Annotated in this window: 26 protein-coding genes; 10 read left to right on the forward strand and 16 right to left on the reverse strand. The window is 63.7% G+C overall.

The window, feature by feature from the left end; translation table 11 throughout:
- The 6 genes from GQB03_RS09175 to GQB03_RS09200 all read right to left on the reverse strand — a co-directional run.
- Positions 1-319, reverse strand: a 319-nt coding sequence (locus GQB03_RS09175) for a helix-turn-helix domain-containing protein (RefSeq protein ID WP_235027003.1), incomplete at its 3' end; no start/stop codon positions are given.
- 35 nt (positions 320-354) lie between these two features.
- On the reverse strand, positions 355-558 hold the full coding sequence (locus GQB03_RS09180) for a hypothetical protein (RefSeq protein WP_159687775.1): 204 nt from the start codon (positions 556-558) through the stop codon (positions 355-357).
- A gap of 175 nt (positions 559-733) precedes the next feature.
- Positions 734-2,164 (reverse strand): hypothetical protein, encoded by a 1,431-nt coding sequence (locus GQB03_RS09185; RefSeq protein ID WP_159687778.1) that lies wholly within the window; start codon positions 2,162-2,164, stop codon positions 734-736.
- A 109-nt stretch (positions 2,165-2,273) separates the two neighbouring features.
- Positions 2,274-3,131 (reverse strand): hypothetical protein, encoded by an 858-nt coding sequence (locus GQB03_RS09190; protein ID WP_159687781.1) that lies wholly within the window; start codon positions 3,129-3,131, stop codon positions 2,274-2,276.
- 132 nt (positions 3,132-3,263) lie between these two features.
- A complete protein-coding gene (locus tag GQB03_RS09195; protein ID WP_159687784.1) occupies positions 3,264-3,752 on the reverse strand; it encodes a hypothetical protein in 489 nt (162 codons plus the stop codon).
- Between the two features lie 411 nt (positions 3,753-4,163).
- Positions 4,164-7,037, reverse strand: a complete 2,874-nt coding sequence (locus GQB03_RS09200; RefSeq protein WP_200832161.1) for an adenosylcobalamin-dependent ribonucleoside-diphosphate reductase — start codon at positions 7,035-7,037, stop codon at positions 4,164-4,166.
- A 376-nt stretch (positions 7,038-7,413) separates the two neighbouring features.
- Here GQB03_RS09200 and GQB03_RS09205 point away from each other — a divergent pair, with 376 nt between their 5' ends.
- Genes GQB03_RS09205 through GQB03_RS09235 form a run of 7 tightly spaced genes read left to right on the forward strand, consistent with a single transcriptional unit; the run spans position 7,414 to position 14,001 of the window.
- The gene (locus tag GQB03_RS09205; protein ID WP_159687790.1) at positions 7,414-9,219 is read left to right on the forward strand and encodes an NAD(P)H-dependent oxidoreductase subunit E; all 1,806 of its coding nucleotides are present in this window, start codon (positions 7,414-7,416) and stop codon (positions 9,217-9,219) included.
- A complete protein-coding gene (locus GQB03_RS09210; RefSeq protein WP_159687793.1) occupies positions 9,216-9,932 on the forward strand; it encodes a 2Fe-2S iron-sulfur cluster-binding protein in 717 nt (238 codons plus the stop codon). Before GQB03_RS09205 ends, GQB03_RS09210 begins: the two co-directional genes overlap by 4 nt.
- Positions 9,925-10,470 carry an NADH-quinone oxidoreductase subunit B family protein gene (locus GQB03_RS09215; protein WP_159687796.1) on the forward strand — a complete coding sequence of 182 codons (546 nt, stop codon included), beginning with the start codon at positions 9,925-9,927 and terminating at the stop codon, positions 10,468-10,470. Before GQB03_RS09210 ends, GQB03_RS09215 begins: the two co-directional genes overlap by 8 nt.
- A gap of 30 nt (positions 10,471-10,500) precedes the next feature.
- Positions 10,501-11,625, forward strand: coding sequence for a ComEC/Rec2 family competence protein (locus tag GQB03_RS09220; protein ID WP_159687799.1), 1,125 nt, complete (start codon positions 10,501-10,503; stop codon positions 11,623-11,625).
- Positions 11,626-11,638: 13 nt separating this feature from the next.
- Positions 11,639-13,102, forward strand: a complete 1,464-nt coding sequence (locus tag GQB03_RS09225; RefSeq protein ID WP_159687802.1) for a Ni/Fe hydrogenase subunit alpha — start codon at positions 11,639-11,641, stop codon at positions 13,100-13,102.
- Between the two features lie 3 nt (positions 13,103-13,105).
- The gene (locus tag GQB03_RS09230; RefSeq protein WP_159687805.1) at positions 13,106-13,591 is read left to right on the forward strand and encodes a hydrogenase maturation protease; all 486 of its coding nucleotides are present in this window, start codon (positions 13,106-13,108) and stop codon (positions 13,589-13,591) included.
- Positions 13,588-14,001 carry a YbaN family protein gene (locus GQB03_RS09235; protein ID WP_200832162.1) on the forward strand — a complete coding sequence of 138 codons (414 nt, stop codon included), beginning with the start codon at positions 13,588-13,590 and terminating at the stop codon, positions 13,999-14,001. Before GQB03_RS09230 ends, GQB03_RS09235 begins: the two co-directional genes overlap by 4 nt.
- A gap of 75 nt (positions 14,002-14,076) precedes the next feature.
- On the opposite strand, the gene GQB03_RS09240 is transcribed toward GQB03_RS09235, so the two are convergent.
- The 6 genes from GQB03_RS09240 to GQB03_RS09265 all read right to left on the reverse strand — a co-directional run bounded on the left by GQB03_RS09240 (position 14,077) and on the right by GQB03_RS09265 (position 20,371).
- Positions 14,077-14,946 (reverse strand): HDOD domain-containing protein, encoded by an 870-nt coding sequence (locus GQB03_RS09240; protein ID WP_159687808.1) that lies wholly within the window; start codon positions 14,944-14,946, stop codon positions 14,077-14,079.
- Between the two features lie 9 nt (positions 14,947-14,955).
- Positions 14,956-15,801: an HDOD domain-containing protein gene (locus GQB03_RS09245; protein WP_159687811.1), complete on the reverse strand. Its 846-nt coding sequence runs from the start codon at positions 15,799-15,801 to the stop codon at positions 14,956-14,958.
- 58 nt (positions 15,802-15,859) lie between these two features.
- On the reverse strand, positions 15,860-16,870 hold the full coding sequence (locus tag GQB03_RS09250) for a cation diffusion facilitator family transporter (protein ID WP_159687814.1): 1,011 nt from the start codon (positions 16,868-16,870) through the stop codon (positions 15,860-15,862).
- Positions 16,871-16,873: 3 nt separating this feature from the next.
- Entirely contained in the window at positions 16,874-17,248 is a 375-nt protein-coding gene (locus GQB03_RS09255) for a cytochrome b5 domain-containing protein (protein ID WP_159687817.1), read from the reverse strand.
- A complete protein-coding gene (locus GQB03_RS09260; protein ID WP_159687820.1) occupies positions 17,245-18,525 on the reverse strand; it encodes a ferredoxin reductase family protein in 1,281 nt (426 codons plus the stop codon). Before GQB03_RS09260 ends, GQB03_RS09255 begins: the two co-directional genes overlap by 4 nt.
- A 262-nt stretch (positions 18,526-18,787) precedes the next feature.
- Positions 18,788-20,371 (reverse strand): hypothetical protein, encoded by a 1,584-nt coding sequence (locus GQB03_RS09265; protein ID WP_159687823.1) that lies wholly within the window; start codon positions 20,369-20,371, stop codon positions 18,788-18,790.
- A gap of 250 nt (positions 20,372-20,621) precedes the next feature.
- Between GQB03_RS09265 and GQB03_RS09270 the strand changes: the two genes are divergently transcribed.
- Complete coding sequence (locus GQB03_RS09270; protein WP_159687826.1) at positions 20,622-21,488, forward strand: endonuclease/exonuclease/phosphatase family protein; 867 nt, start codon at positions 20,622-20,624, stop codon at positions 21,486-21,488.
- Positions 21,489-21,530: 42 nt separating this feature from the next.
- Here the strand turns inward: GQB03_RS09270 and GQB03_RS09275 are convergent, their stop codons facing one another.
- The 4 genes from GQB03_RS09275 to GQB03_RS09290 all read right to left on the reverse strand — a co-directional run bounded on the left by GQB03_RS09275 (position 21,531) and on the right by GQB03_RS09290 (position 24,761).
- Positions 21,531-22,322, reverse strand: a complete 792-nt coding sequence (locus GQB03_RS09275) for a DUF2189 domain-containing protein (protein ID WP_159687831.1) — start codon at positions 22,320-22,322, stop codon at positions 21,531-21,533.
- A gap of 83 nt (positions 22,323-22,405) precedes the next feature.
- Positions 22,406-23,221, reverse strand: a complete 816-nt coding sequence (locus GQB03_RS09280) for an alpha/beta fold hydrolase (RefSeq protein WP_159687834.1) — start codon at positions 23,219-23,221, stop codon at positions 22,406-22,408.
- 7 nt (positions 23,222-23,228) lie between these two features.
- Positions 23,229-24,533: an O-acetylhomoserine aminocarboxypropyltransferase gene (locus GQB03_RS09285; protein WP_159687837.1), complete on the reverse strand. Its 1,305-nt coding sequence runs from the start codon at positions 24,531-24,533 to the stop codon at positions 23,229-23,231.
- A gap of 15 nt (positions 24,534-24,548) precedes the next feature.
- On the reverse strand, positions 24,549-24,761 hold the full coding sequence (locus GQB03_RS09290; RefSeq protein WP_159687840.1) for a YdcH family protein: 213 nt from the start codon (positions 24,759-24,761) through the stop codon (positions 24,549-24,551).
- A gap of 193 nt (positions 24,762-24,954) precedes the next feature.
- On the opposite strand from GQB03_RS09290, the gene GQB03_RS09295 reads away from it, so the two are divergent.
- Positions 24,955-25,179 carry a DUF3567 family protein gene (locus tag GQB03_RS09295; RefSeq protein ID WP_200832163.1) on the forward strand — a complete coding sequence of 75 codons (225 nt, stop codon included), beginning with the start codon at positions 24,955-24,957 and terminating at the stop codon, positions 25,177-25,179.
- A 72-nt stretch (positions 25,180-25,251) separates the two neighbouring features.
- Positions 25,252-25,800, forward strand: coding sequence for a transcription elongation factor GreB (gene greB, locus GQB03_RS09300; RefSeq protein ID WP_159687846.1), 549 nt, complete (start codon positions 25,252-25,254; stop codon positions 25,798-25,800).
- Positions 25,801-25,877 lie beyond the last annotated feature (77 nt).

Raw genomic sequence — 25,877 nt, forward strand, 5'->3', positions numbered from 1 at the left:
CCGAGTAGCTCACCTGCGGTGCCCGCCGAACAAGCCAGGCACGATGCGCCGACAGAACCGTCTCGTCCTTCCCGGCCCGGCGGTACGGCCTCCATTCGGACTGCCGCAGCCAGTAGCGCACCGTCTTGCGGTCCAGTTCCAACTGCCGCGCAATGGCCGACACGCTCTGGCCGGCTGCCCGCAATCGCTGGATCTGCTCCCATCGTTCCTTGCCGACCATCTGCGCCTCCGTGCCAGTACTGGACACGGAAACATTAACGCCGCCGATGCTCTCGGCCCGCGGGCCGAGAGCATCGGCCACTTCATTCTTCCCTTCCATCTTTGAACTCCTTGTCAAAAATGGGTGGGGAATTTTCAGTTCCCACAACTGGGGATTATTGGGTTCCTACTGACAGCCCCCGTAACATCGTTGCGAAAGCGGGCACGGAGGTCCGACAGATCGAGTTCCCGATCGACCAGATGACACAGCGCGAACTCGAACGAACCGGGCAAGACCTGCCGCTCGAAATCCACCGGGATCATCTTCAAACCATAATCGGGGGTCTTGAAGCGCGGCATCGGGAGGCTCCGGTGGGAGATGCCGAATTATACCGGGGGCATTGGGCGGATTGGCGGGAGGGGAGGGTTTTTCTACAGCCTCAACGTTCGACATAACCGGCGTGCAAAAGCAGAGCGGAGCGGCGCTTTTGCACGTCCGAGTTGATGGCGTTGTTAGGGCCAATATGCTTCATGACTATCTAACCCCAACAGACAAAAGTTGGCGTAATTCCGTCCGGTAGTTGCTTGCAAGAAAAGTGAAGGTGATTTCTCTATCAATGTCTTTGGCGGCCGCTTCCAGTTGAGAGGTCTTTGCATTCTCTTTAGCCGTCAATAAGTTCTTTTTCAAATCGTCGAATTCTTTTTTGGCTCTATCGGCTGACAGTGTTCTAAGAATTGCTGTCTTTAAAGCTTGGGCGCGTGAAATGTCGTAATAAAGATCGAAACCATATGACTTTCTAAGCTCGGAGTTCTGTAGTAGAGCGGTGGCCTCACGTAGGGGCGATAATGCATCAGCCTCAATTTCTGAAATGTACCCAGAGGCCTTAGACGACTTTTCAGAGGACGACAGGTCTCGCCACTCTCTGGCAACGGTCTCTAGCGTCGACACGCCAAGAACATTGAGAGGCGATAAACGTTGGTCTAGCCCAACTAGCCCCGACTGATTTGCCGACCACGCGGCCTTCAATTTTTGCTGGGAATCCCGAAGCCGTCTTGTCCACTCCCTGTCAGAATCTTGCGGCGGATTCTTTGATGCCTTAATAACTGTTCTGGCTAGCTGATTTGCGTTCTTGCTATCCATTGGCGCCATTTCGTATGCGGCTTTTGCTTTCTCATAGGACAGTAACAGGTAGTTATTGTCCCAATCATCAGACAATCGGAAGCTCTTAGGACGTGCAAGGTTATAGTAGAAACGCGAAGATATTCTCAGCACTGAAGGCCGTTGATCTTCACTGGCAATTTGATACGCCTTAACCATAATGGCATCGCCATCCCGTGCAACAGATTCGAATTGTTGTTTGTCATTGTGCCCAAGTTGTGCCACGTCCAAATAGATTGCCGCCTTATCGAGAATGGCTTCAGTGAGAAATCGCTTGTTTTGAATTTCGCCGAAATGGTGAATTGCTTCGTCTGCCCAGAACACTGCATTGGGTTTTAACGAACTGTCATTTTCCGTGGTCCGGTAAATCCTGTTCAGATATGAAAGAGCCTTCGAGACTTTTTCTGTGTCTTGTGCCTTACGCTCGATAAGGGACGCTTGTTTCCATGACAGTTCGAACTTATTTCTAGCGTCCAAAAGCTGGGTTGGCAATTGGGCCTCAGGAGATATTGTCTTAGCTGATCGGGCGATTTCTGCCTCTGTAATCCATTTCTCCATGCTTGAAGATAGGCCTGTATGCTGCTGCGGAGCGGGGATTTCCTGTGCGGATCTGAATACGGCGTAACCAAAAGACAGGCAGCCAGTGAACACTAGAGCTAGCGCAGCGAATCGCCAGACCTCTTTCGATCGCCGAAAAAAACCGTAGGACAGACCGGCCAACACTATCAACATCAGCGCAACAATTCCAAGGTTGCTAGATGCTGCTGCCTTGATGATATCTGGTAGGTTCTTCAGTATTTCTTGCATTGTCAGCCCTAAGAGATTGGGTTACTGAGGATGGCCCTAACGTCGCGGTAACCGGCATGCCGTGGCGTGTCCGGTTGACCAAGGTGTTAGCCATCGGCCTACAGACCACTCACGGCTCTTTCCGGTTCAGCCTCGGGAACTGCGGGAACCCTTCTGGCGTTGGTACGACTTCGGCCAAAGAGTAAGCGCCTCTAATCAGTACCTGCCTCTGGGCGAGACCATTGTGCTGCATCGCTAAAACCGTTCGATCTGAAATGAGAAGAACGTTTAGGTAGCCAGAGAACTGGTCTGAGTAGTACTCAACGTCATTGTCCACCCAAAGCTTATGAAACCTTGAAGATCCTGCGAGATATGAGACAACCAGCACCGAACCAAACGCTAAGACTATTGCACCCAATAGCGTTCGTACTCGGCTGGGGGAGGCAGTCGCGATACCGCGGCTCAATGTTCTAGAGAAAGTGCGAACGTAGAACGTAGCTCGAATTGTCAGCGCGAAAAGCAAGACCAGTGCCCCAAGGAGCTCCAATAGGTACCGCGAAGGCACCGTCGAAACATCAATATAGGTATAAGAGAAGATCATCAAAGCAAACACCACATGGAACGGAGTTATCGCACCACGCTCGGCATTTAACAAACGGATGATCCTTCGGCCGCGAGACACTGGCCCTCGGCGAAGCACGAGAACAATTAAGTAGGCCAGTGAATTTACGGTCAGCACTAGCAACATCGCAATGACTCTACCTGTAATTGCACAGAAGGCCAGGTACAGGAAAAAGGTGGCAACAAAACCTGGCGCCATTTCCTGGGCAATGACAGGCACAAACGGGTCTGCGACATGCCGCAGAAAACCAATAAAGTGAGCCAGTCCTACCGATGCAAGGGCCAGGGCACTTAGCACCACTTGCGCTAAAGTTCCCTGGATGCCAGCAGCCTCTATAAGCTTCCTGGTGGAGGACAGCCTCCGCATGATGCGTTCCCGATGGCTAACGCAGAAGTGAGCGGACTGCGCGGCTTTTTGCGCAGGTCCGCTCGACTGCCGGGTTAGCCGCGGGACCCGCTTTCGTGGCGAATTGAATGACAGGACTCCTCGTAACGTGCACTATTTCGCGGGTTCACAGGATCTCTTTGCTGTCTCGGTGTGATAGTGGTAGGCATTGTTGCCGACAACCCCGCACGCCACGGTACCGATCAGCCAGAGTGCGGCAACCGTTCCTGGTACCAAGTACCTGAAATTGCGCGAGGGTTGATTAAAACGTTCCCATCCTAAAGCGCCTTCCTCCACTCTTTGCTCAAGCTGGAGGAGATATTTGCCCATGTGCATTGCGCGGACGTGAATCGACACCGCAACAATTCCGATGAAGAAAGCGCACGCCGCAGGAATAAACCAGACAACCGCTAGGAGTTCGACTGGCAACTTGGAGCAAACGCCGTGTTGGTCTTGGCCAACGGCTTGAGTTGCAAGCCACGAGAAAACTGCTGCCGCTATCACGAGTGCATACTGAAGCAAAGATGTGTTCGTGCCCAATAACACTGCCAATTCCGCACGGATCGCTTTGAACTCTTCGATCTGAAAATCGGCTTTGGACATTCGATGCCTCCTGTTGAATTAGTGGCTAACGTTAAGTAGCCATCCTATCCGACGCAAAACATTGCGTCACCATGACAAACGAACCCACTGAACGAGCCAAGAATTCCATGATATTCAGTCCTCTCGTCCTGTTTAGTACGTCCTAATCGGAAACAGCAGACCCGTCACCTCCCAAGACGGCTCAACCCGATTCGCAACTGGATCTGGGCCAAGCTCTGGAATGGCGGGGTCAGGTCGTAACAGCGTCGGGGTCAGGTCGCTCTTTCTAACATCCCGGCCGGGAGTTCCGAACGAGCGCATCTGCGTGATCGAGCTTGAAGGCAACCCCGCTAACAAAAAACGCCGACGATTTCCCGTCGGCGTTTTACATGCAACCCCCGGTCCGAACGTACCGGGGTCGTCACCGACCAATCAGCCGCAGGTCCCCACCGCACCGCAGGCGGTGCAGAAGTCGCAGCCGTCCTTGCGGATCACCGAGTGGTTGCCGCATTCGTTGCACAGCGCGCCTTGCATGAGCTTGGGCTCGTTGTCGTCGCGGGGGGCTTCGAGGATGCCCATTTCGCGCTTGGGGTAGCCTTTTTCGTCGAGCACGCCGAGCATCGCGTAGCGGTGGATGATCAGCGCGGCGATGTAGGCGACGGTGGAGGGCCAGTTCTGCTGTTTGCGCGAGCCGGGCACGAAGGCCATGAAGTCGCCCAGGGGTTCCGGGTAGTTGAGCAGCTTGCGCAGCTTCATGCCGATCCAGGCCGGGTCCATCACGCGCATGTCGAGCGACAGGATGCGGGTCAGGCCGTCGAGGGCGCGCGGGTAGTTGCCGGAGAGCCAGACCGAGTAGGGGCGAGTGTCGCCGTCGGGCAGGGTGATCTCCTTGAGGCCGAGCACGAAGTCTTCGCCGGTGGCCGGGTTGTTGATGTCGACCGTCCAGGAGAGGGTGCCGTCGGTGCCGGTCTTGGGTTCTTCGCGGGTGAACAGGGTGTCGAGCACCGGTGTCGGGCCTTCGCCGTCGAGGGCGCCGATCTTCTCGCAGCGGTAGCGCACTACCTGGGCGAAGGCGGACACCACGCCGGGCATGAGCTTCTTCTCGCCGTGCGGGGGCAGGCGCATCTCGAAGGATTTTTCGCCGACGGTGCGGGCCAGTGTGTCGAGCTTGAGTTGCAGCCAGCCGCGGTCGTTGGCGCGCATGTCCATCGACAGGGTCTTGGCCACGGCGCCGAGGCCGCGCGGCTGGTCGGCACCGTTCACCCAGACTTCGAAGGGGAAGGCGCCGGCGCCGCCGTCCGGGTTTTCCATCTGGCCGACGAAGAGCGCGAACTCACCCGCCGGGGTGGACAGCATGTAGGTCCACGAGAGGTTGCCGTCCGGGGTGTCGGGGCGGCCGGGCCAGCGCAGGCTGGAGAGCACTGGTGCGGGCAGGCTCTTGATCGACAGGCGCTTGTTGGCGTCGAGGATGTCGACGTCGTGCGGCTGCTTCTGCTCGGCGCTCGGCGTGACCGACAGCACCGAACCCAGCACCGAGTTGGGGCGGTAGGTGGCGAGGCCCTTGAGGCCGGCCTTCCAGGCGGACAGGTAGAGGCCTTCGAACTCGGTGTAGGGGTAGTCCTCGGGCACGTTGACGGTCTTCGAGATCGAGGTGTCGATGTAGGGCGCGACCGCGGCCACCATGTCCTTGTGCGCCTTGGCGGAGATTTCGAGTGCGGTGACGAAGTAGTCGGGCAGCTTGTCTACATTGCCGCCGCCGTGGCGGTACAGCCGCCATGCGTAGTCCTCGACCGCGTATTCCTTGAAGGTGCCGTCGGCCATCCGCTTGCGGCGGGTGTAGGTGTAGGAGAAGGGCGGTTCGATGCCGTTGGAGGCGTTGTCGGCGAAGGCCAGCGAGATGGTGCCGGTCGGAGCGATCGATAGCAGGTGCGAGTTGCGCAGGCCGTGCTTGCGGATCTTGTCTTTGACGTCGTTGGGCAGGCGCGAGGCGAAGTTGCCGCCGGCCAGGTACATGTCGGCGTTGAAGAGCGGGAAGGCGCCGCGTTCGCGGGCCAGCTCGACCGATGCGAGGTAGGTCTGGTCGCGCATGAACTCGGAAATGCGCGAGGCCATGGCGCAGGCTTCGGCGCTGTCGTAGCGCAGGCGCAGCATGGCGAGCGCGTTGCCGAGGCCGGTGAAACCGAGGCCGATGCGGCGCTTGGACTGCGCTTCCTCGTGCTGCTGGGTGAGCGGCCAGTGGGTCGCCTCGAGCACGTTGTCGAGCATGCGGGTGGAGATCGCGACGATCTTGCCGAAGGCGGCAAAGTCGAACTCGGCCTTTTCGCCGAAGGGGTTCTTGACGAAGGGGGTCAGGTTGATCGAGCCCAGGCAGCAGCAGCCGTACGGCGGCAGCGGCTGTTCGGCGCAGGGGTTGGTGGCCTCGATGGTCTCGCAGTAGTAGAGGTTGTTGTCGCGGTTGATGCGGTCGAGGAAGAGGATGCCGGGCTCGGCGTGGTCGTAGGTGGAGCGCATGATCTGGTCCCACAGATCGCGCGCCGGCACCTTGCGGTACACCCACTGGCCGTCCTCGCGCTGATAGGCGCCGGCTTCCCTGACTTCGTCGGTGGGCTCGGACTTGTGGGCAAGCTCCACGTCGGTGCCGGCCTCGACCGCCTTCATGAAGGCGTCGGTCACGCCGACCGAGATGTTGAAGTTGGTGAGGTCGCCTTCATCCTTGGCGTGGATGAATTCCTCGATGTCCGGATGGTCGCAGCGCAGTACGCCCATCTGCGCGCCACGGCGTGCGCCGGCCGATTCCACCGTTTCGCAGGAGCGGTCGAAGACCCGCATGTAGGAGACCGGGCCGGAGGCGTTGGACTGGGTGCCCTTAACGAGTGCGCCCTTGGGACGGATGCTCGAGAAGTCGTAGCCCACGCCGCCACCACGACGCATGGTCTCCGCGGCCTGGGCCAGCGCAGTGTAGATGCCGGGGCGGCCGTCAACCGATTCGGTGACCGAATCGCCCACCGGCTGCACGAAGCAGTTGATGAGGGTGGCCTGCAGGTTGGTGCCTGCGGCGGAGTTGATGCGTCCGGCCGGGATGAACCCTTTTTCCTGGGCCTCGAGGAACTTTGCTTCCCAGTGGGCGCGCTTGTCCTCGGTTTCGATCGAGGCGAGGGCACGGGCCACGCGCTGGCGGACTTCGGCTACGGATTGTTCGTTGCCCTTGGCGTATTTTTCGACAAGGACTTCCCCGGAAATTTCCTGCGGTGCGAGGGTGGAGGCATCGGCCCTCACTGTCTCCTGGCTGTGGACGCTCGTGCTCATGTCTTGTTGGTCTTCCGTGTGGACTGGGAGGTGTGAAATTCGACGCATAGAGTACTCCGATGTCCTGTTGAGTGCAAAAAAAAGATATTGTTAAAAATCAATTACTTAAAAATTGTGCTTGTGCATCAATTGGTTTCGCCATACTAGATGTAGTAGCGTTTTGTTGCGGTGTTCGAGGGCGAAAACGGCGAGAAATCAGATGCTTATGTGTTCCTCCGGCGCCTTGCTCGAACATTGGACACGGCTCGCCACACCGGGTGCGGCGCACCGCGGAAGCTTTGTGGAAATTTTTTGCACCCGGGCTCGATCTTCCGGTCACCCGCCCCCGTGCCGATTGGGCCGGACGTATAATCGTCCGGACTGAGCAGGAGGAAGCATGAGCGCTGAAGTTCCGCAAGCCCTGATCGACGAGGTCCTGAGGACCGCGGGTTCGACACCGGACCGCCTGCTGCAGATTCTCGTGACCTTGCAGGCGCAGCTCGATTTCCTTCCGCCGACACTGATCAGCCGCCTTGCCGAACAGCTTGGCATGCCGAGATCGCGGGTCGAGGGCGTGGCGGGTTTCTACAGCTTCCTGCACCTGGCGCCGGCCGGTCGCTACCGGGTGCGCTTCTCCGACAACATCATCGATCGCATGCTGGGCAGCGAGGCCCTGATGGCGACGATGTGCGCGAATCTCCAGCTCAGGCCGGGCGTGCCGTCCGCCGACGGGCGCGTCACGGTGTCCACCACCTCGTGCACCGGCATGGGCGACCAGGGCCCCGCGGTGCTGGTCAACGACCGGGCGATCGGGCGGCTCAACCACCAGCGCGTGATGGAAATCTGCGACCTGATCCGCCACGACGCGCCGCTTTCTGCGTGGCCGGAAGAACTCTTTCATGTAGACGACAACATCCGCCGCGCCGACGCACTGCTGTCCTCGCCGATGGTCGCGGGCTCGGCGCTGGCGAAGGCGGTTGCCCTGGGGCGCGACGGCTGGCTCGCGCAGATGCAGGCCTCGAAGCTGCGCGGCCGCGGCGGAGCCGGCTTCACCACCGCGGTCAAATGGCTGGCCTGCCGGGATGCGGCGGGCGCCGACAAGGTGGTGGTATGCAATGCCGACGAGGGCGAACCCGGCACCTTCAAGGACCGCGTGCTGCTCAACCGCCACGCCGACCTGGTGTTCGAGGGCATGACGCTTGCCGCCTGGGCCACCGGGGCCCGCGACGGTTTGCTCTACCTGCGTGGCGAATACGCCTGGCTGCGGCCGCAGCTCGAAGCCACGCTCGCCGCGCGCCGGGCCGCCGGCCTGCTGGGCAGCGGCATCCTCGGGCAGACCGGCTTCGACTTCGACATCGCGATCCATCTCGGCGCGGGGGCCTACGTCTGCGGCGAGGAGAGCGCGCTGCTCGAATCGCTCGAGGGCAAGCGCGGCACGCCGCGGATCCGCCCGCCGTTCCCGGTCACCCATGGCTACCTCGGCCGTCCCACTGTGGTGAACAACGTCGAGACGCTGGCCAAGACCTGCCTCATCGCGCGCGATGGCGGTGCGGCCTTCGCGGCTACCGGCACCGCCCAGTCTGCCGGCACCAAGCTCCTGTCAATCTCGGGCGACTGCGCCCGGCCGGGGGTCTATGAATATCCCTTCGGGGTTAGCATCCAGCAGGTGCTCGACGACTGCGGCGCGGCCGATGTGCTGGCGGTGCAGGTGGGCGGCGCATCGGGCGTGACGGTGGCGCCGTACGAGTTCCAGCGCCGCATCGCCTTCGAGGATGTGCCCAGCGCCGGGGCCTTCATGGTGTTCGATTCGAGCCGCGACATCTTCGAGGTGGCGCGCAACTTCGTGCACTTCTTCGCTCACGAGAGCTGCGGCTTCTGCACCCCGTGCCGGGTCGGCACCGCACTCCTCAAGGGCTACATGGACAAGCTCGCCGAGGGCTACGGAGCGCTGCAGGACCTTGCCGACATCGACTGGCTCGACCGCCTGCTCAAGAACGCCAGCCACTGCGGGCTCGGCTCGAGCGCGCCGAACCCGGTGGTCGATACGCTGCTCAAGTTCCGTCCGGCCTACGAGCGCCGCATCCAGCACGCGGACTTCCAGCCGGCCTTCGATCTCGACGGTGCGCTGGCGCGTGCCCGACAGATGACCGGCCGCGACGACGCCGGCGCCCACTTCGACACTGGAATGGGGGCAACACGATGAGCGCTACTTTCCTGCTGGACGGCCAGCCGGTGTCCTTCGAGCCGGGGCAGACCATCCTCGAGGCGGCCCGCGCGGCCGGGCGCTACATCCCGCACCTGTGCTGGCATCCGGATTTTCCGCCGCACGGCAGCTGCAAGCTGTGCATCGTCAAGGTCGCCGGTCGCCATGTGTCGAGCTGCGCGATGCCGGCCAAGGAGGGTTGGGAGGTCGAGAGCGATACGCCGGAGATGAACGGCGAGCGTCGTGCGCTGCTGCAGATGCTGTTCGTCGAGGGCAATCACTTCTGCCCGTCGTGCGAGAAGAGCGGTAACTGCCAGCTGCAGGCGCTGGCCTACGATCTCGAGATGATGACGCCGCGCTTCAACCACTTCTTCCCGGACCGGCCGGTCGATGCCTCGCACCCCGACGTGCTGCTCGATTTCAACCGCTGCATCTATTGCGAGCTGTGCGTGCGGGCGTCGCGGGACAAGGACGGCAAGGGCATCTTCGCACTCACCAACCGGGGCATCCACAAGCACCTGGTGGTCAATGCCGAATCCGGCCGTCTCGCCGACACCGACTTCTCCGCCGACGACATGGCCGCCAATATCTGCCCGGTCGGTGTGATCCTGCACAAGCGCGTGGGTTTCGCGGTGCCGATCGGCCAGCGCACCTACGACGAAGCGCCGATCCACTTGGTGGCGATGCGACCGGAGGCTGCAGGCGATGATTGAACAACGCAAGCTCAGGGTGGCGACCGTATCGCTGGCCGGCTGCTTCGGCTGCCACATGTCGCTGCTCGACATCGACGAGCACCTCTTCGAGCTGCTCGACCGGATCGACTTCGACCGCTCGCCGCTCACCGACATCAAGCATTGCGGGCCCTGCGACATCGGGCTGGTCGAGGGCGGCGTGTGCAATGCCGAGAATGTGCATGTGCTGCGCGAGTTCCGGGCCAACTGCCGTACCCTGGTGGCGCTGGGCGCCTGCGCGGTCAATGGTGGCCTGCCGGCGCAGCGCAACCACCTGGACCTCGGCGCCTGCCTCGACGAGGTCTACCGCTCGCGGCCCGGCCTCGCCTGCGCCGCGGTGCCCAACGACCCCGAGCTGCCGCTGCTGCTCGACAAGGTCCATCCGATCCACGAGGTGGTGCGTGTCGATTACTTCCTGCCCGGCTGTCCGCCGTCGGGCGAGGCGATCTGGAAATTCCTGGCCGACCTGGTGAACGGCCGCACCCCGCGGGTTACCGGTCCCTTGCTGCATTTCGACTGAATCCATATGACCGTCGCGCCGATGCCCTCATTGCGATCACAACTCTGCGCGCCGACGCCGGACGGGCTGCTGCTCGAGGTGCTGCCGGCGGACGAGGGCGATTGCCTGCTGTTGAGCTGTCGTCGTGGCGCCGAGGTCCACCATGTGCTCGTTGACGGCGGCACGCCAGCGACCGCACCGCGACTCGCCAAACGCCTGGCCGAGCTGCCGGGCGGGCGCATCGAGCTGCTGGTGGTGACCCATGTCGATGCCGATCACATTGGCGGCATGGTGCGCCTGCTCTCCGACCCGGCCTTCAAGCTGGAGATCGGCGAGGTGTGGTTCAACGGTTACAGGCACCTGCCCGGTCATGCACCGCGGCCGCGCGGGTTTCGCGATGGCGAGAACCTGGTGGATATCCTCACCGGCGGTAGCGGGGGCAGGGCGTTGGCGTGGAACGAGGCCTTCGGCGGCGGAGCCGCGGTACGCGACGAAGGCGAGGCGTTCTCGCCGCCCGAAGTGCAGTTCAACTGGGGCCTGCGGCTCACCGTGCTCTCGCCGACGCCCGATCGGCTCGAGGCGCTGGGCCGCGACTGGCAGAAGTATCTCGACGCGCTGCACCGTGCCGAGCACAGCCGCCAGACCCCGCAGCCGCGGGTGGCGCGGGCGCGCGGCGAAGACCTCGAAGCCATGGCGATGACCCCGAGCCGCGACGACACCGCCAGGCCCAACGGCAGCAGCATCGCGCTGCTGGCGGAGTTCGGCGGCCGCTCGATGGTGCTCGCGGGCGATGCCCATCCCGATGTAATGGCGGCGGCATTCTCGCGCCTCGCGCAGCTGCGCGGCCATGGCGTGGATGTGCCTTTTCCGATCGATGTCTTCAAGCTGCCACACCACGGCAGCCAGGCCAATGTCACTACCGCGCTGCTGGCCACGGTGAAGGCTGCGCACTATGTGTTCTCCACCAGCGGCGCGCGTTTCCGGCATCCGGACCAGGCGGCGGTGGCGCGCGTGATCACCCGCGGGGGGCCGGACCACACGCTGTGGTTCAACTATGCCAACAGCCGCACCAGCCGCTGGGACAAGGCCGACTGGAAAGCCCGCCACGGCTACCAGACCCGCTATCCCGACGAAGCGGGACGCGGCGTGAGCCTGTTCCTGCCGGCAAGCGAATGACCAGGAGTTGCAGATGAGTTTCGAACTCGAAACGGCGCCCAACCGCGAGAACCTGCGCAGGGTGGCAATCGACCCGGTGTCGCGCGTCGAAGGGCATGGCAAGGTCACGCTGCTGCTCGACGAGGCCGGTCACATCCACGAGGCGCGCCTGCACATCGTCGAGTTCCGCGGCTTCGAGGCCTTCATCCGCGGCCGGCCCTACTGGGAGGTGCCGGTGATGGTGCAGCGGCTGTGCGGCATCTGCCCGGTGAGCCATCACCTCGCCGCGGCCAAGGCGCTGGACCGGGTGGTGGGTGCGGTGCCGGTCACCGCCACCGCCGACAAGATGCGTCGGCTGATGCACTACGGACAGATCCTGCAGTCGCACGCGCTGCACTTCTTCCATCTGTCGTCGCCAGACCTGCTGTTCGGTTTCGGCTCGCCGGTGGGCCAGCGCAACATCGTCGGCGTGGCACGTGCCCATCCCGACGTCGCGAAGCAGGGCGTGCTGCTGCGCAAGTTTGGACAGGAGGTGATCCGTGCCACCGCCGGCAAGCGCATCCACGGCACCGCGGCGGTGCCCGGCGGCATCAACCGTCACCTTGACGCTGCCGACCGCGACCTGCTGGCGGCCGAGGTCGACCAGATGGTGGCGTGGTCGCAGGGTGCGGTGGCGCTGGTGCGCCGGCTGCACGAGGCGGATCCGGCGCTTTACGACCAGTTCGGCCACTTCGAGTCGGGCCTGCTGAGCTTGGTCCGCGATGACGGTGCGATGGACCTCTACGACGGCCACCTGCGTCTGCGCGATGCGGCCGGGACCATCCTGCGCGATGATGTGGCGGATCAGGAGTACCTCTCGTTGATTACCGAGGAGGTGCGTGCCTGGAGCTACATGAAGTTTCCCTATGTGACCGAGCTCGGGCCGCAGGCCGGCTGGTACAAGGTGGGACCGCTGGCGCGGGTGCAGAACTGCGATTTCATCCCCTCGCCGCTGGCCGAGGCCGAGCGCAAGGCCTTCATCGACTACACCGGCGGGGCCATCCAGCACGCGCCGCTGGCCTTTCACTGGGCGCGCATGATCGAGATGCTGCACGCCGCCGAGGTCATCCGCGAGATGCTGCCCGATCCGGATCTGGTCGCCGGCGAGCGCATGGCCGACGGCGTACGGACCGGCGAGGGGGTGGGCATCATCGAGGCGCCGCGCGGCACCCTGATCCATCACTACGGCGTGGGTGACGACGACCTCGTCTCGATGTGCAACCTCATCGTGTCGACCACCCACAACAACCAGGCGATGAACCATGCGGTGCGTGCCGTGGCCCGCAAGTACCTGGACGGGCGCGAGCTCACCGAAGGGCTGCTCAATCACATCGAGGTGGCGATCCGTGCTTTTGACCCCTGCCTGTCCTGCGCCACCCACGCGCTCGGCAAGATGCCGCTGATCGTTGAGCTGCACGATGCAGGCGGCGCCGTGGTCGACCGCCTGAGTCGTGACTGAGTCGTGACTGAGGGGGCGCCGATCCGGGTGGTGGTGCTGGCCGCGGGCAACGATGCGCGCGGCGACGATGCGCTCGGGCCGCTGCTGCTGGCGCGCATTGAGGCCCTTGGGATCGACGCGGTGCGCTGCGTCTTCGATTTCCAGTTCCAGGTCGAACACGCCCTGGATCTTGGCGAGGCGGATCTGGCGCTGTTCGTTGACGCCCACGCCGATCAGGTGGAGCCGGCCCGCCTCGGGCAGATCGAGGCAGCCCGCCGCCCGCCGACGGGTAGCCATGCTCTTTCGCCCGACGAGGTCCTGCAGGTCTATGCACGGGTCTGCAGCGCGGACGCGCCGCCATGCTTCATGCTCAGCCTGCGTGGCGAGACCTTTGAACTGGGGGCGGGCCTGAGCCGAGCTGCCGAAGAGAGCCTTGAAGCCGGCTGGGCGCTTGCTCAGCGCCTGTTCGATTGTCCGGACGCTAACCGCTGGCGGACGCACTGCGCATGATCGAGCCACGTCTGCACGAATCGCGGGCAATGCGCATCGCCTACTGGATCGCCGGCAGCGTGGCGTTGCTGCTCGGCGTCATCGGGGCCTTCCTGCCGGTGCTGCCGACCACGCCCTTCATCCTGCTGGCAGCCTTCTGCTATTCGCGCGCCTCGGTGAGATTGCATGCGATGCTCGTCGGCCACCGGGTATTCGGCCCGCTGATACGCGAGTGGCACGAGACCCGCACGATTCCGCCGCGTGCCAAGTTCGCGGGACTGGCGCTCATGGCAGTGTCGTTCTCGTCGTCGATCTACATATTGCGGGATCGTCCCGGGCTGCAGCTTTTCTTGCTGCTTCTCGGCCTCGGGCTCGGCGCCTGGCTGGCCCGTATTCCTTCGCGCAAGAATGTCCCCAAGGACATGCGGTGAAGCGTGGTGTGCTGCCCGCGAAGCGGCGCCAACAGGATGGTTCGCGTGACGCTGGGCAGATGCGCCGGCCGCGTCTCAGTCCGTCCAGCCGAGCGCTTCGGCCAGGCCGCCGCGATGCGTATCCACCAATGCGGCGAGTTGGCCGAGATCGAATGGGTGAAGTCCCGAAATCGCCCATGCCGCAGCGGGTGCGAAGTCTCGGGCACTTTCCGGATCGCGACCTTGCTGCATGGCTTCGGCTAGCTGCCAGGCGAGGTTGAGGTTTGCGGCTTCGAGCTGGTACGGGGCCGCACTTTCCGGAGCCTGCATCATGCTCAGGACCTGTACCAGACCCGCCGGGGCGCCCCAGTAGCGCAGCAGTTCCGCGGCCACGGCCTGATGGCCGAAGCCGAAGGCGTTCTTGATCGCCTCGGCCAGCGGTCTTGTTTCGTCACACTCGGAGCGTATCCGGGCCATCGTTTGCGGTTCGCATTGCGCAAGCAGCAGGAGGCCGAGCGGTGCCAGAAGTCCTTCGAGCAGTGGGCGCGCCGATTCCGGCTGGGCTTGTCGACGGAAGGCGAAATGGGCTGCCAGGCCACATGACAGGCTCCACCTGCGGAACGCGCGAAAGGCAGCCTCGTCGAGGCGGTGGAGCATGCGGTGCAGGCTGGCCGCCAGAAAGAGATCGTGGCTGCATTGCAGGCCGAGCTGGTTCACCGCGTGGCCGACCTGGTCGATCGCGTCTTGTCCGGGGATCAGCCAGTTGACCAGGCGGAGGAAGCTGCGTTGCTCGGGCAGCGAGGTCGAGATTGCGTGCACGATCGTGGCGCTCGACGTGTGGCCCTCGATCAGGCCGTCGCGTACCAGGCAGTAGGCGGGTGAGATGGCGAGATGACCCGCGCAGCGAATGACGCAACTCAGCGCACTCGCGGGCTCGCTCGGTCCCGGGCGTGATGGGGCTTTCATCGGTTCCGGTTATCGCGGAAAGAACACCGCCAGGGCTGCTGCAAGACCCAGTTCCGCCGAGGCCCGCACCGCGGGAAGTTCGTCCGGCTCGACTGCCGACAGATCCCAGATGAAGGGCGGGCACTCCTCGATGATCTCGGTGGATGTCAGGCCGTCGCGGTCGGCACGCGCGATCTGGTTCGCGAGGTAGATGATCGAGGCCTCCTGAGCGCCGCTGCCGGCAAGCCGTGGTTCGAACTGGCTTGCCACGGCACGTGCAAAGCTGTCGGGCAGGCGCCACTGGGAAAGCAGCGCCGCGCCGACCTCGCCATAGTCGCAGCCGATCGTCTGACGCTCGACGAGGTGAAGCGGCTGCCTGTGCGTGATTGCATAGTCCTGGGCGGCGCGTGCCTCGTCGGCGATGGTCAGGTACATCACCATGTGACCCAGATCCGCCAGCAGGCCGAGCAGGAACAGTCTCTCCGGCTCGCTCATGCCGCTCTTGCGGGCAAGATCGGTCGAGGCGACCGCACGCAACACGCTTGCCCGCCAGTAGGCGCGCGCATCGAACCCCTTTGCACAGGGATCGCCGAAGGTGCTGGTGACGAGGATCGCCAGCGACAGATCCCGCACCTGACGCAGTCCGAGCAACTGGACCGCCCGCGTCACGGTGGTGATGCGGCTTGGAAAACCGAACATCGCGCTGTTGGCGACGTGAAGCAGCCGGATGGACAATGCCGGATCGTTGCTGATCAATCGCGCGACCTCCTCCAGCGAGGATTCGGGCGTATCGATTTCCCGCTCGATGCGATGAAAGACTTCCGGCAGGCTGAGCAGCCTGTCGAGGCAATAGATCATTTCCTGGGCTGAGTGCATCGAGTCTGTGTCTTGTCGTCGGTGGAGTCGGGTGATGACGGTACGTTCGCTGATGGATCTAATCGGCATTCGGCGGCGCAACTTGAGCCGGCGGATGGGCAGCACGAGCGGTGATCGCCACCGGTACGTCCGGCACGAGTTCTGGCTGGAGGGTTGCGTGGCCGATCGAAAATTCCTCTTCCAGCACGTTCTGCAGTCGGCCGAGCAATGTCGGCCAGGTATCCAGTTTCCGCAGCACCACGTGGGCGGAGAGTGCCACGCGTTTGCTGTCCAGGCTCCAGATGTGCAGGTCGTGGACCGCCAGCACGCCGGGTTCGCGCGCCAGCCGCCGGCCGACATCGGGCAGGGAGATCCCGGGGGGCACGCCTTCCATCAGCGTGCGTACCGCGGAACGCAGCAGATTGAGCGTCGAACCGAGAATGAGGCCGGCGATGAGCATGGTCAGTAGCGGATCGATCGGTGTCCAACCGGTATAGGTGATGACCAGTCCCGATGCCAGGGCGGCGACCGATCCGAGCAGGTCACCCATGACGTGCAGCAGGGCGCCGCGGGTGTTGAGATTCTGTTCTCCACGCGACAGGAGCCATGCGACCACCAGGTTGATGACAAGCCCGACCAGCGCCACCACCGTGACCGTGTCGCCGCTGACCGCAACCGGGGCGAGCAGGCGGTGCACCGATTGCCACAGCAGCCAGCCGATCAGGGCCATCATGAACAGGCCGTTGGTGAGCCCCGCGACCGCCTCGGCGCGATTGAACCCATAGCTCAGCCGTTGGGTCGGGGGCCTGCGGGCGATCACGGCGGCGAAGGCTGCGAGCGCCAGAGCCATGCTGTCGGTCACCATGTGTCCCGCATCGCCCAACAGTGCGAGCGAACCCGAGACCAGGCCGGCCACTGCTTCGACGCCCGCAAAGCCCAGTGTCAGGGCCAGGGCGAGAAACAGTATCCGCCTGTCGTCCGGTGGCGCATGGCTGTGTCCATGGTGGTCGTGGCCATGATGGGTGTGGTGCGCGTGCCGGCCGGATCCGTGTTCGTCGTGTTGATCGTGCGTGTGACTGTGAGCGTGCATCGTTCAGGGCTGCAGTGGGCCGAGCAGGTAGTGTGCCATCAAGTTGCGGGCATAGTTCGAGTGCGGGCGAGCGTGGTCCTTGGTAAGAAAGCCTTCGGTAGCGTCCTTGCCACAATACTTGAGCATCGCCTGCGGTGGCGCGGGGTGCTGCGGGAGATAGGTCGAAAAATCGTATATCTGCCCTTCGATGATCATCCAGCAGTCGTCTGCCCGGTCGTGCCGCGCGGTTTCGGCGCGCGTCAGCGGTGGCGCCTGGGTGCTTGCATGGACCGTGGCAGTGGCCGCGGACGGTTCCTCTGACTGGAGAGGGGCGCGTGCCAGCGCGAGGGCGACGATTGCCCAGAACGCGACGCTGGCCCAGGTGACGAGTCCTTTCATCTGAAGTCAAAGCGCTCACTGTGAATGTTCGCCTGCGGCACGCCCGCCTGCAGCAGCGTTGTCCGCAGTCCGTCCACCAATGCCGGAGGGCCGCACATGAATATCTGCCGTGCCTTTGCGTCGGGAACGTGGTTCGTGATCTCCTGCCATACCGTCGCGATATCGTGTCTGCCGTACAGGCAATGCAGCTGCATACGATGTCTGCGCTCGGCGAGCGACTGCAATTGCCCGAGCCCGACAGCTTCCTCCGGGCTGCCGGAGAGGTAGAAGAGGTCGACCGCCTCGGCGGCAGGCGGATGGGCTGCCGCTGCGGAAATGAAGGGTGTGATGCCGATGCCGCCGGCGATCCACAGCTGTGGGCGGGCCGCGTCGATGGTCGCCAGAAAGTTTCCGTAGGGGCCTTCGACTCTCGCCCGGGTGCCGGGCTCGATATCGCACATGTGCCCGGTGCAATCTCCAAGCGCCTTGACGAGGAGGGTGAAGCGCCCGCTGCCGGGGTCGCTGCTGACCACGGTGAAGGGATGGAACTCGCCGCATCCATGAAAATTCCGGCCTTCGAAGAAGGCCACGAAGACGAACTGACCGGGCTTGGGGCGAACCATCAGACGGTCCGGCGAAAGCACCAGCTCGGTGACGGCGGTGGCGGGGTGCATGACTTGCTCGACGCGGTAGGGCAGCGATCTGACGCGGCCGCCTTCCATGAGATAGCGGACCACGAGGCTGCCGCAACCGATCAACAGCGAGGCCGCAGCCAAGAACCGGTCGAGCGGATAACCGCCCGGCGCCAGGACGATTCCGTGCAGGCCGGCGAGCAGGAAGGCCGGTGCGGAGACCGCATGGACCTGCTTCCAGCGCGCGTACCGCAACGGAAGCAGGAAGGTGGCGAGCATCATCGCCATCATCAGGAGCAGTGCCGCCCACCCCGCCATGAGTGGCCAGTCCGATATCCCGGGGAGTATCCGCTGCGAGGCCGAAAGGAAGAGCGGAACGGGGTGCGCAAGCAGGCAAAGGTAGGCCATGCTGCCGCATACGTGATGCAGATAGTAGAGTCGATCGAGTCCTCCGGCGGCTTCTTCGAGCGGGCGAAGGCGCAGCATCAACAGCAGGCTCGCGGCCCATAGCAACAGGCTTGCGAGCCCGAGCAAACGCACCGCTTCGGGCAGCAGGGGGGCGCCACTTCCCACTCGCAGTGCGCCCGGCAGGATACTTGCCAGGATGATCACGGTGGCGAGGGCAGGTGCCAGGCGGGGAGAGTGTGGTGCGCGCGATTGGGGCATCGGGAAGGGGTTTGCGGGCCGGGACGTTTTGACGGTGTACAAGGAAATCGCGTCGAACTCGTGAAGGCGCGTGCCAGGGCGCGGCAGGTGGCCGGGGCTCGGCAACGGGCACGACGCGACGCGTGACCTCACGAGCGGGGCCTGCCGGGCTCGGGCATGTCTGCGCGACCGCTTGCCAACCATGGGCGCGCCCGCTGGACCCGCTGCGATTATCGCCCCGGCATCATCGCAATGCCAGCGCGGCAAGCCCCGCGGATGCCGGTCATGTGCCGTTTGGCAGCGGATCCAGGGGAATCAGTTCGCAGGAGTCGTAGTGTTCGATCGCCTCACAGGTTGCGAACCGCCATGTGCGGCCATGCCAGTGGACCAGTATTTCGGTGCGTGCCCGTATGGTCCTGCCGGGGGCGAGGATTGCCGCCTGCCGCCCGAGTGCGGGTACGCGCGGCAGCAGGATGATGCGTGCCTGCGAACGCGGCGCACCGATGGTCTCGGCAGGTATGCTGATCGAGGTGCTGATGCCTTGCGCTGCCAGGACCTCGACGCCGATGTCGAATTCGCGGTCGCCCAGATTGATCGCACGGCGGATCACGCACAGGTGCACCAGCGATCGTTCGCGTGGACGCAACGCGCACACGTCCGCCACCCTGAGCGTGCTCGAGGCATTGCCGAGGTAGCGCAGTCCGAAGCCGCCAGGGCTCTCGTCCTCGATCGCCCACTCGCCCGGATTCTCGGGATCGGCGAGCCGTGCGGATTCGCCCGCCCGCCGGGCAAAGGCCGAATCGCCGAGGAAGCGGTGAATCTGCTCAAAGCCCGCAACCAGATCGGCGCGTGGCAGGAATCGCGACCTGGGGTGCCGACGCATCCTTGGAAGCTGCCACTTCTGCGAGAGTGACTGCAGCAGCAATCGGTATGCGGGGTTGGCGGCATTGACTGGCAAGCCGATGCGTTCCGGCGAGGCACCCTGGGTCAGCGCATCGATTTGCCTTTGAAGCCTGCGCAACAGCGGCCTGGCATCCATGATCACGGTCTCGGGACCGTGATTGCCGCCCCGCCACAGCGGGCTCGCGGGCCGGCCGTTGTTCTCGATCACGAACAGGCCGGTCTGGCTGCGCTGCTCTGAGGGTAGCGCTCTCAGGGAGATAAAGCTTACGAGCGTCGCGTGGCGGCGAAGATAGAAGCAGACGTGATCGATCTGGGTATTGGTGAGCCGTCCCGGATCGGCGAGTGCGACCAGCAGTGCTCTGGCATGCAGGCCGGCGATGCTGCCGCTCGGATTATCCGGATCGGATTGTTCGAGACAGCCCTCGCGCCGAGCGATGGTGTGGATCTCTAGCATCTGGCGCCAGCAGTTTCCCGAGGGGTTCGCATAGGCGCGGTGGGCCAGCTCGATACGGATCGTCACCATGTAAGCGGCCCTGCGAAGCGCGGACTCGAGCGGGCGGGCGAAACCCGTTGCGAGCCAGCGGCCCGACATCTCGCGGGCGAGGGAGAGGTAGCCCGTCGCGAAACGTTTCAGCAGGCTCAGTACGTTGGCGGCGAGACTGCGCTGCGGACCGGGCAGCGGCTGCGGCGCATTGGCGAGCACAGCCTCGAGCCGTCGGATCAGCGCAGGTAGCCCCTGCTCCAGGATCTCGACGTGACGAAGGCGACGACGAAGATTGGCATTGCCGTCGAGAATCGCCTTGAGCCGCTCTTCGAGCATATGGCAACTGACGATCGGCGCATCTGCCGGCAGATTGTCAACCCATCGAGCGAGCACATCGTCGCGTTCCGCGCCAGCTCGTTCCGTGCCCATGAGTGTCAGGCTGATCGCCGAACCAAGGCCCGGCAGCCCGCGGGGGCTCATGTGGGACAACCGTGGGTGTCGTCGGGCGGCGCAAACGAGATCCGTTCCGCCCGCGGGCCGGGGCACGGAACGAATCGATGGGGACGGACGCCCGGCGCAGCCGAGGCGCGTCCACTCCTGGTTGAAGAGGCTTGCATGAACTGACCGTTGGTTTATTGTTATTTCAGCGACTGACGTCGTTTTGGCAAGTATCGCAGGCTGCGCAGCCGCGGATAGCGGTGATTGTTAAAACTTGTGTATTGGAGGACCAATGCACGTTCTGAGCTGGAACATCCAGTGGGGGCGTGGCGCCGACGGGCGTGCCGATCTCGCGCGAACCGTCGCAGTGCTGCGCGATGCCGGTAGCCCGGACATCATCTGCCTGCAGGAAGTCGCGTGCGGATGGCCCGGTTTGAAAGGGCAGGCCGAGCCCGAGGATGGCCCGGCGTATTTGCGGGCGGCCTTGCCCGAATACCACGCGATCTATTTTCCCTCTCTCGAGCGCGGCGACGGATGCGGTGGCACGAGAGGCTTCGGCAACATGATCATGAGCCGTCTGCCGATCGGTCAGGTTTTTCGCCACTTGTTGCCTGCGCCGCCCGATCCGGCGGTGCCGAGCATGCAGCGGGGATGTCTTGAGGTGTGCATCGACGCTGCGGGCGGCCCGCTACGTATTCTGACCACTCATCTGGAGTATTACTCGAAGCCGCAGCGACTGGCGCAGGCCGGCAGGCTTTGGGGACTCCAGCAGGAGGCCATTGTCGAGGCGCGACAGGTGAACGGGCGTGCGCTTCACCGGGGGGAGTCCATATTCGGGCTTCCGGCGCGTGGCGAGGCGGCCGTGTTGTGCGGGGACATGAACTGCGAGCCGGGCTCGCCGGAGTATCAGGCGATCATCGCGCCATCAGGGGGCGGGGCAGGGGCGTCGGGTTGGTTCGATGCCTGGCCTTCCCGTCACGGCGCGCTGGCCCACGAGCCATCGGTCGGTCTGCATGGCGCGGAATGGCCCGACCGCCAATATTGTTGCGACTACTTCTTCGTTTCCGGTGAACTGACTTCGCGAGTCAGAGACCTGCGGGTCCTTGCCGAGGTTGCTGCATCGGATCACCAGCCCCTGTTGCTCGAGCTGGCATGCTGAGCCCGGATCGATGGGCGGTGCGATCCGGGCCCGCCGGCGACATCAGTTGCGGGGCAACGGTGCGACCAGGTCGCGATAGGCGTGCCACGAAGCGTGACCGATGATCGGCATGGCGACGACCAGCCCGATGTGAAAGGTCAGGAAACCCAGGAGGCTCATTCCCACGATGGCAAAGGCCCAGGCCATCATCGTGGCCGGGTTCTTGGCCAGGGCGCCAACGCTGGCCAGCATCGCGGTAATCGCATCCTGATTGCGGTCGAGCATGAGCGGAATCGCGACCACGCTGACGGCAAAGACGATGGTTGCGAACAACAGGCCGACGCAGAAGTAGACCATGAGGAATTCGAGATTCTCGAGGGCGAGAATCTGCTCGAGGAAGCCGGAGAGGTTGGGCAGCTCATTCGTGTAGAACAAGGCAAAGACCACCAGCGAGGCGCGCGCCCAGACGAGAAAGATGACGCCGACCACAACCGTGTAGATCGCGAGATTGCTGATGTTGCGGCGCCATACCGTGAGCGTTGGGGCAAGCGCACAGGTTTCGCCCAGTTCGCGTCGGCGGCTGATCTCGTAGAGGCCCATCGCAAGCAACGGTCCGAGAAGGAGAAAGCCAGAGGTGAGGCCGGCGGTGTACTGGTAGGCGTGTTCGAAGACGAAGGTGATCAGGAGCCCCATCGCCGCATAGCAGAATCCATAGAAAAGGCTTGGTACCGGGCAGGCGCGCAAGTCATCCCAAGCCAGCGCCAGCCAACGGAAGGGCGACGTAGCCTTGATGTCGCGGATGGTTGGAAACGGGAGGGTGTCCGGACTTGCACCGGACTCGGTTGGCTCCTGCATCGTTTGTCTCCTGTAATAGTTGTTGTTGATCCCTGGCCGTGAAGTGGCCTCGCGGGTTTATCGTGCTTCGAGCGTTTGCACGCTCATGCTTGCTGTTCGTCGAGGAATCGGTACAAGGCCTCGCTGACGCCGTCAGGCGCCTCGGCCATCATGGCGTGTCCGCAGTCGGGCAGGATGGCCCGGCGGACACCACCCGGTACCCCGATCAGCGCGTCGACGAGTGGCACACTCGCCCGGGGCGGTGTCATCTGGTCGCGTGCTGCACTGACCACCAGCGTGGGGCAGCGTACCCGCGACGCAGCCTCGATGCCCGCAGTGTAGCTGTTGCAGGCAGCGAGGTCGGTGTGTAGCACGCCCGCTGCCTGACGTTCCATGAGCCGCAGATTCGTCACGGTGAGGCACGTGCCGGGCTGGGCGCTGCGGCCGAGCGCACTTCGGGGTGCGTACGACCACTGGTTGATCATCGCATGTGCCTTTTCGCGACGGTTCGCAGCGGCATCGAGGAGCGGTTCGGCTACCGGCATCGGCACCACGCTGCCGATCAGCGCCAGCGCATCGACGCGGTCGGGTGCGTCGGCGGCGGCCTGCAGCGCAACGAGCGAACCCATGCTGTGTCCGACCACCGCCGCAGTCTTCAGATCCAGCGCATCGAGCAGGCCGATCGTCCACGCAGCGAGCGCCTCTATGTCTGGCAGCGCCTTGCCGGCCGAGCGACCATGACCGGGGAGATCGGGCGCGACGACCGAATATCCGCGATGTGCGAGGAATCGGCATTGCATGTTCCAGACGCTGTGATCGTGGCCTGCGCCGTGGATCAGCAGAACGGTGGGCCGTTCACGGTCGATTTCGCGCCCGCCGGTGTATAGCCTGGTGGTCAGGCCGCAAATCCCGATATCCATCGTCGTCCTATTTACCCAGGGTGCGGGAAGCCGCCAGCAGGCCGCGATCGAGATCGGCGAGAAGATCCGCAATGCCTTCGAGGCCGACCGAAATGCGTATCGTGCCCGGACCGATGCCGGCTGCGGCAAGATCGGCCTCGCTCATCCTGAAATGCGTGGTGCTCGCCGGATGGATGACGAGCGACTTTGCGTCGCCGACGTTGGCCAGATGAGAGAAGACCCGCAGTGCATCGATGAAGGCAGCGCCCGCTGCCCGGCCGCCCTTGAGTTCGAAGCTCAGCACCGCTCCGCAGCCGTCGGGCAGGATGCGCGCTGCCAGTGCGTGATCGGGGTGGCTTTCGAGCTCGGGATAGGAAACCGCATCGACCATTTCGTGGCTTGCGAGATGACGCACGATCTCACGCGTATTGGCCACATGCTGACGCATCCGCAACGGGAGCGTTTCGATGCCCTGCAGGATCTGGAAGGCATTCATCGGCGAGAGGCAGGCGCCGAAATCGCGCAGACCTTCGCGGCGTGCCCGCAGCAGGAAGGCCGCGACAGGTGACTCTTCGCAGAACACCATGCCATGGAAGCCGTCGTAGGGTTCGCAGAGGGTCGGGAAACGACCCGAGGCTTCCCAGTCGAAACGCCCGCCGTCGACGATGAGGCCGCCGACCGCCACGCCGTGCCCGCCAAGGAATTTGGTCGCAGAGTGGATGACGATGTCCGCACCGAGTTCGATCGGACGTTGCAGGCAGGGGGTGCTCAGGGTTGCGTCGATCACCAGCGGCAATCCGTTCTCGTGGGCAATGCCGGACACACCCGGGATATCCAGCACGTCGAGCCCGGGATTGCCGATTGATTCTCCGAACAGCAGGGCGGTCCGAGGCGTGATCGCGGCGCGCCAAGCCTCGAGGTCGCGCGGATCGACGAAGGTGGTGCTGATTCCGAAACGGGGGAGCGTGTAGGCGAGCAGGTTGTGCGAGCCGCCGTACAGCGAACGTGAGGCAACGATGTGCGCGCCGCTGCCGGCGAGCGTCGTGATCGTCAGATGCAGTGCGGCCTGCCCGCTCGCGACCGCAATTGCACCCACGCCGCCCTCAAGCGCAGCGATGCGCTCTTCGAGGACGGCATTGGTGGGGTTGGAGATCCGCGAGTAGACGTGGCCTGGGCGCTCGAGGTTGAAGAGCGAAGCGGCGTGTTCGGCGTCGGGGAATACGTAGCTTGTCGTGAAGTGGATCGGCGTCGCGCGCGAACCGTGCAAGGGCTCGGGCTGCTGGCCGGCATGCAGGCTCAGCGTTTCCTGCGAGTAGGGGGAGGTTCGGGACATTCGTTGGGGGTGGTCTCAGGCAGGTTCGTCCGGAGTGAGCATGCGCTCCAGCAGCGCGATGCGGTCCTTGAGCAGTAGCTTGCGCTTCTTGAGGCGCCGCAGCATGAGTTGGTCGTCCGTGGGCGTCGCGGTGAGGCGCGCGATCGCCTCATCCAGATCGCGATGCTCGATCCGCAACTCTTCGAGGCGGGCGCCGAGGCTGGTGACTTCGTCGAAGTTGTCGCTCATGAGGCCCGTCCGTTAAAGCGGGGCGCGCAGGCGCCGTTAGTCCTTCCAGAATGCGGCGTATGTTATGCCGCGGTGCCGGGAATGACAACACGCCGGCATGGCTTGATTCAGCGCCCGGAGGCCCCATCTGAACGCCAGGGGAGCGGCTGGAGGCAGTCGTTCTAACGAACCAGTGAGGTGTGCGATGCATGTCATGTACAACGATGAAGGACTCTACGTGGTGGAGTATCCGGGGCACGATGCCATAGAGGTGATCGACAAGCGTCTTGGTCGCGGGATGGTGATCCGCAGCGAGGCGGCGCTGCGCTTCCGGATGGAACTCGGTCGTGCAGTCGAAAGCGGCGATGGTGGCGAAGCGGTCGATGACTGCCTGGACCATTATGGCGGCCTGCTCAACCAGCCCGCCATCTATCACTGATCGCGTGCTTGTAGGCGGATCGGGCATGGCCTAAGATTGGCCGCCCGATTCGACCATGGTGGCAGGACTGGTGTGAGCAAGGCGTTCGTCAAAGCGTCCGACGAGGATGATGATTCCCCGGAGACCCCCTCCGGCCCGGCCGCGGGCGGCCCGATCTACATGACCCGGCGTGGCTGGCTGGCGATCAAGTCGGAGCTTGATGGTCTGGTTCGATCGGAACGGCCGAAGCTGGTGGAGACCGTGGCCTGGGCGGCGTCGAATGGTGACCGTTCTGAGAATGGTGACTACATCTACGGCAAGAAGCGGCTGCGCGAGATCGACCGCCGCATCCGTTTTCTCATCAAGCGTCTCGAAAACGCCTGCGTCGTCGACCCGGCGGAGCAGCAGGAGCTGGATCAGGTGTTCTTCGGCGCCACGGTCGTGATTTCGGACGACGACGGCGAAACCGAGCAGACCTACCAGATCGTCGGAGTCGACGAAGCCAATGCGGGCGAGGGGCGCATCAGCTGGATCTCTCCCCTGGCAAAGGCGCTCCTCAAGGCGCGCGAAGGCGATGTCGTGCGTTTTCAGAGCCCGTCCGGCCTGCGCGAGATCGAGGTGCTGGAGATCAGGTATTCCTGACCGGGTGCGACGGCCCGCGCCGTGGGCCTGTGCGGCACACCTCAAGTTCCCCGACCGTCAGCCGATGTCATCGAGGC

Source organism: Cognatazoarcus halotolerans (genome assembly GCF_009800965.1).
GTDB classification, from domain to species: domain Bacteria; phylum Pseudomonadota; class Gammaproteobacteria; order Burkholderiales; family Rhodocyclaceae; genus Cognatazoarcus; species Cognatazoarcus halotolerans.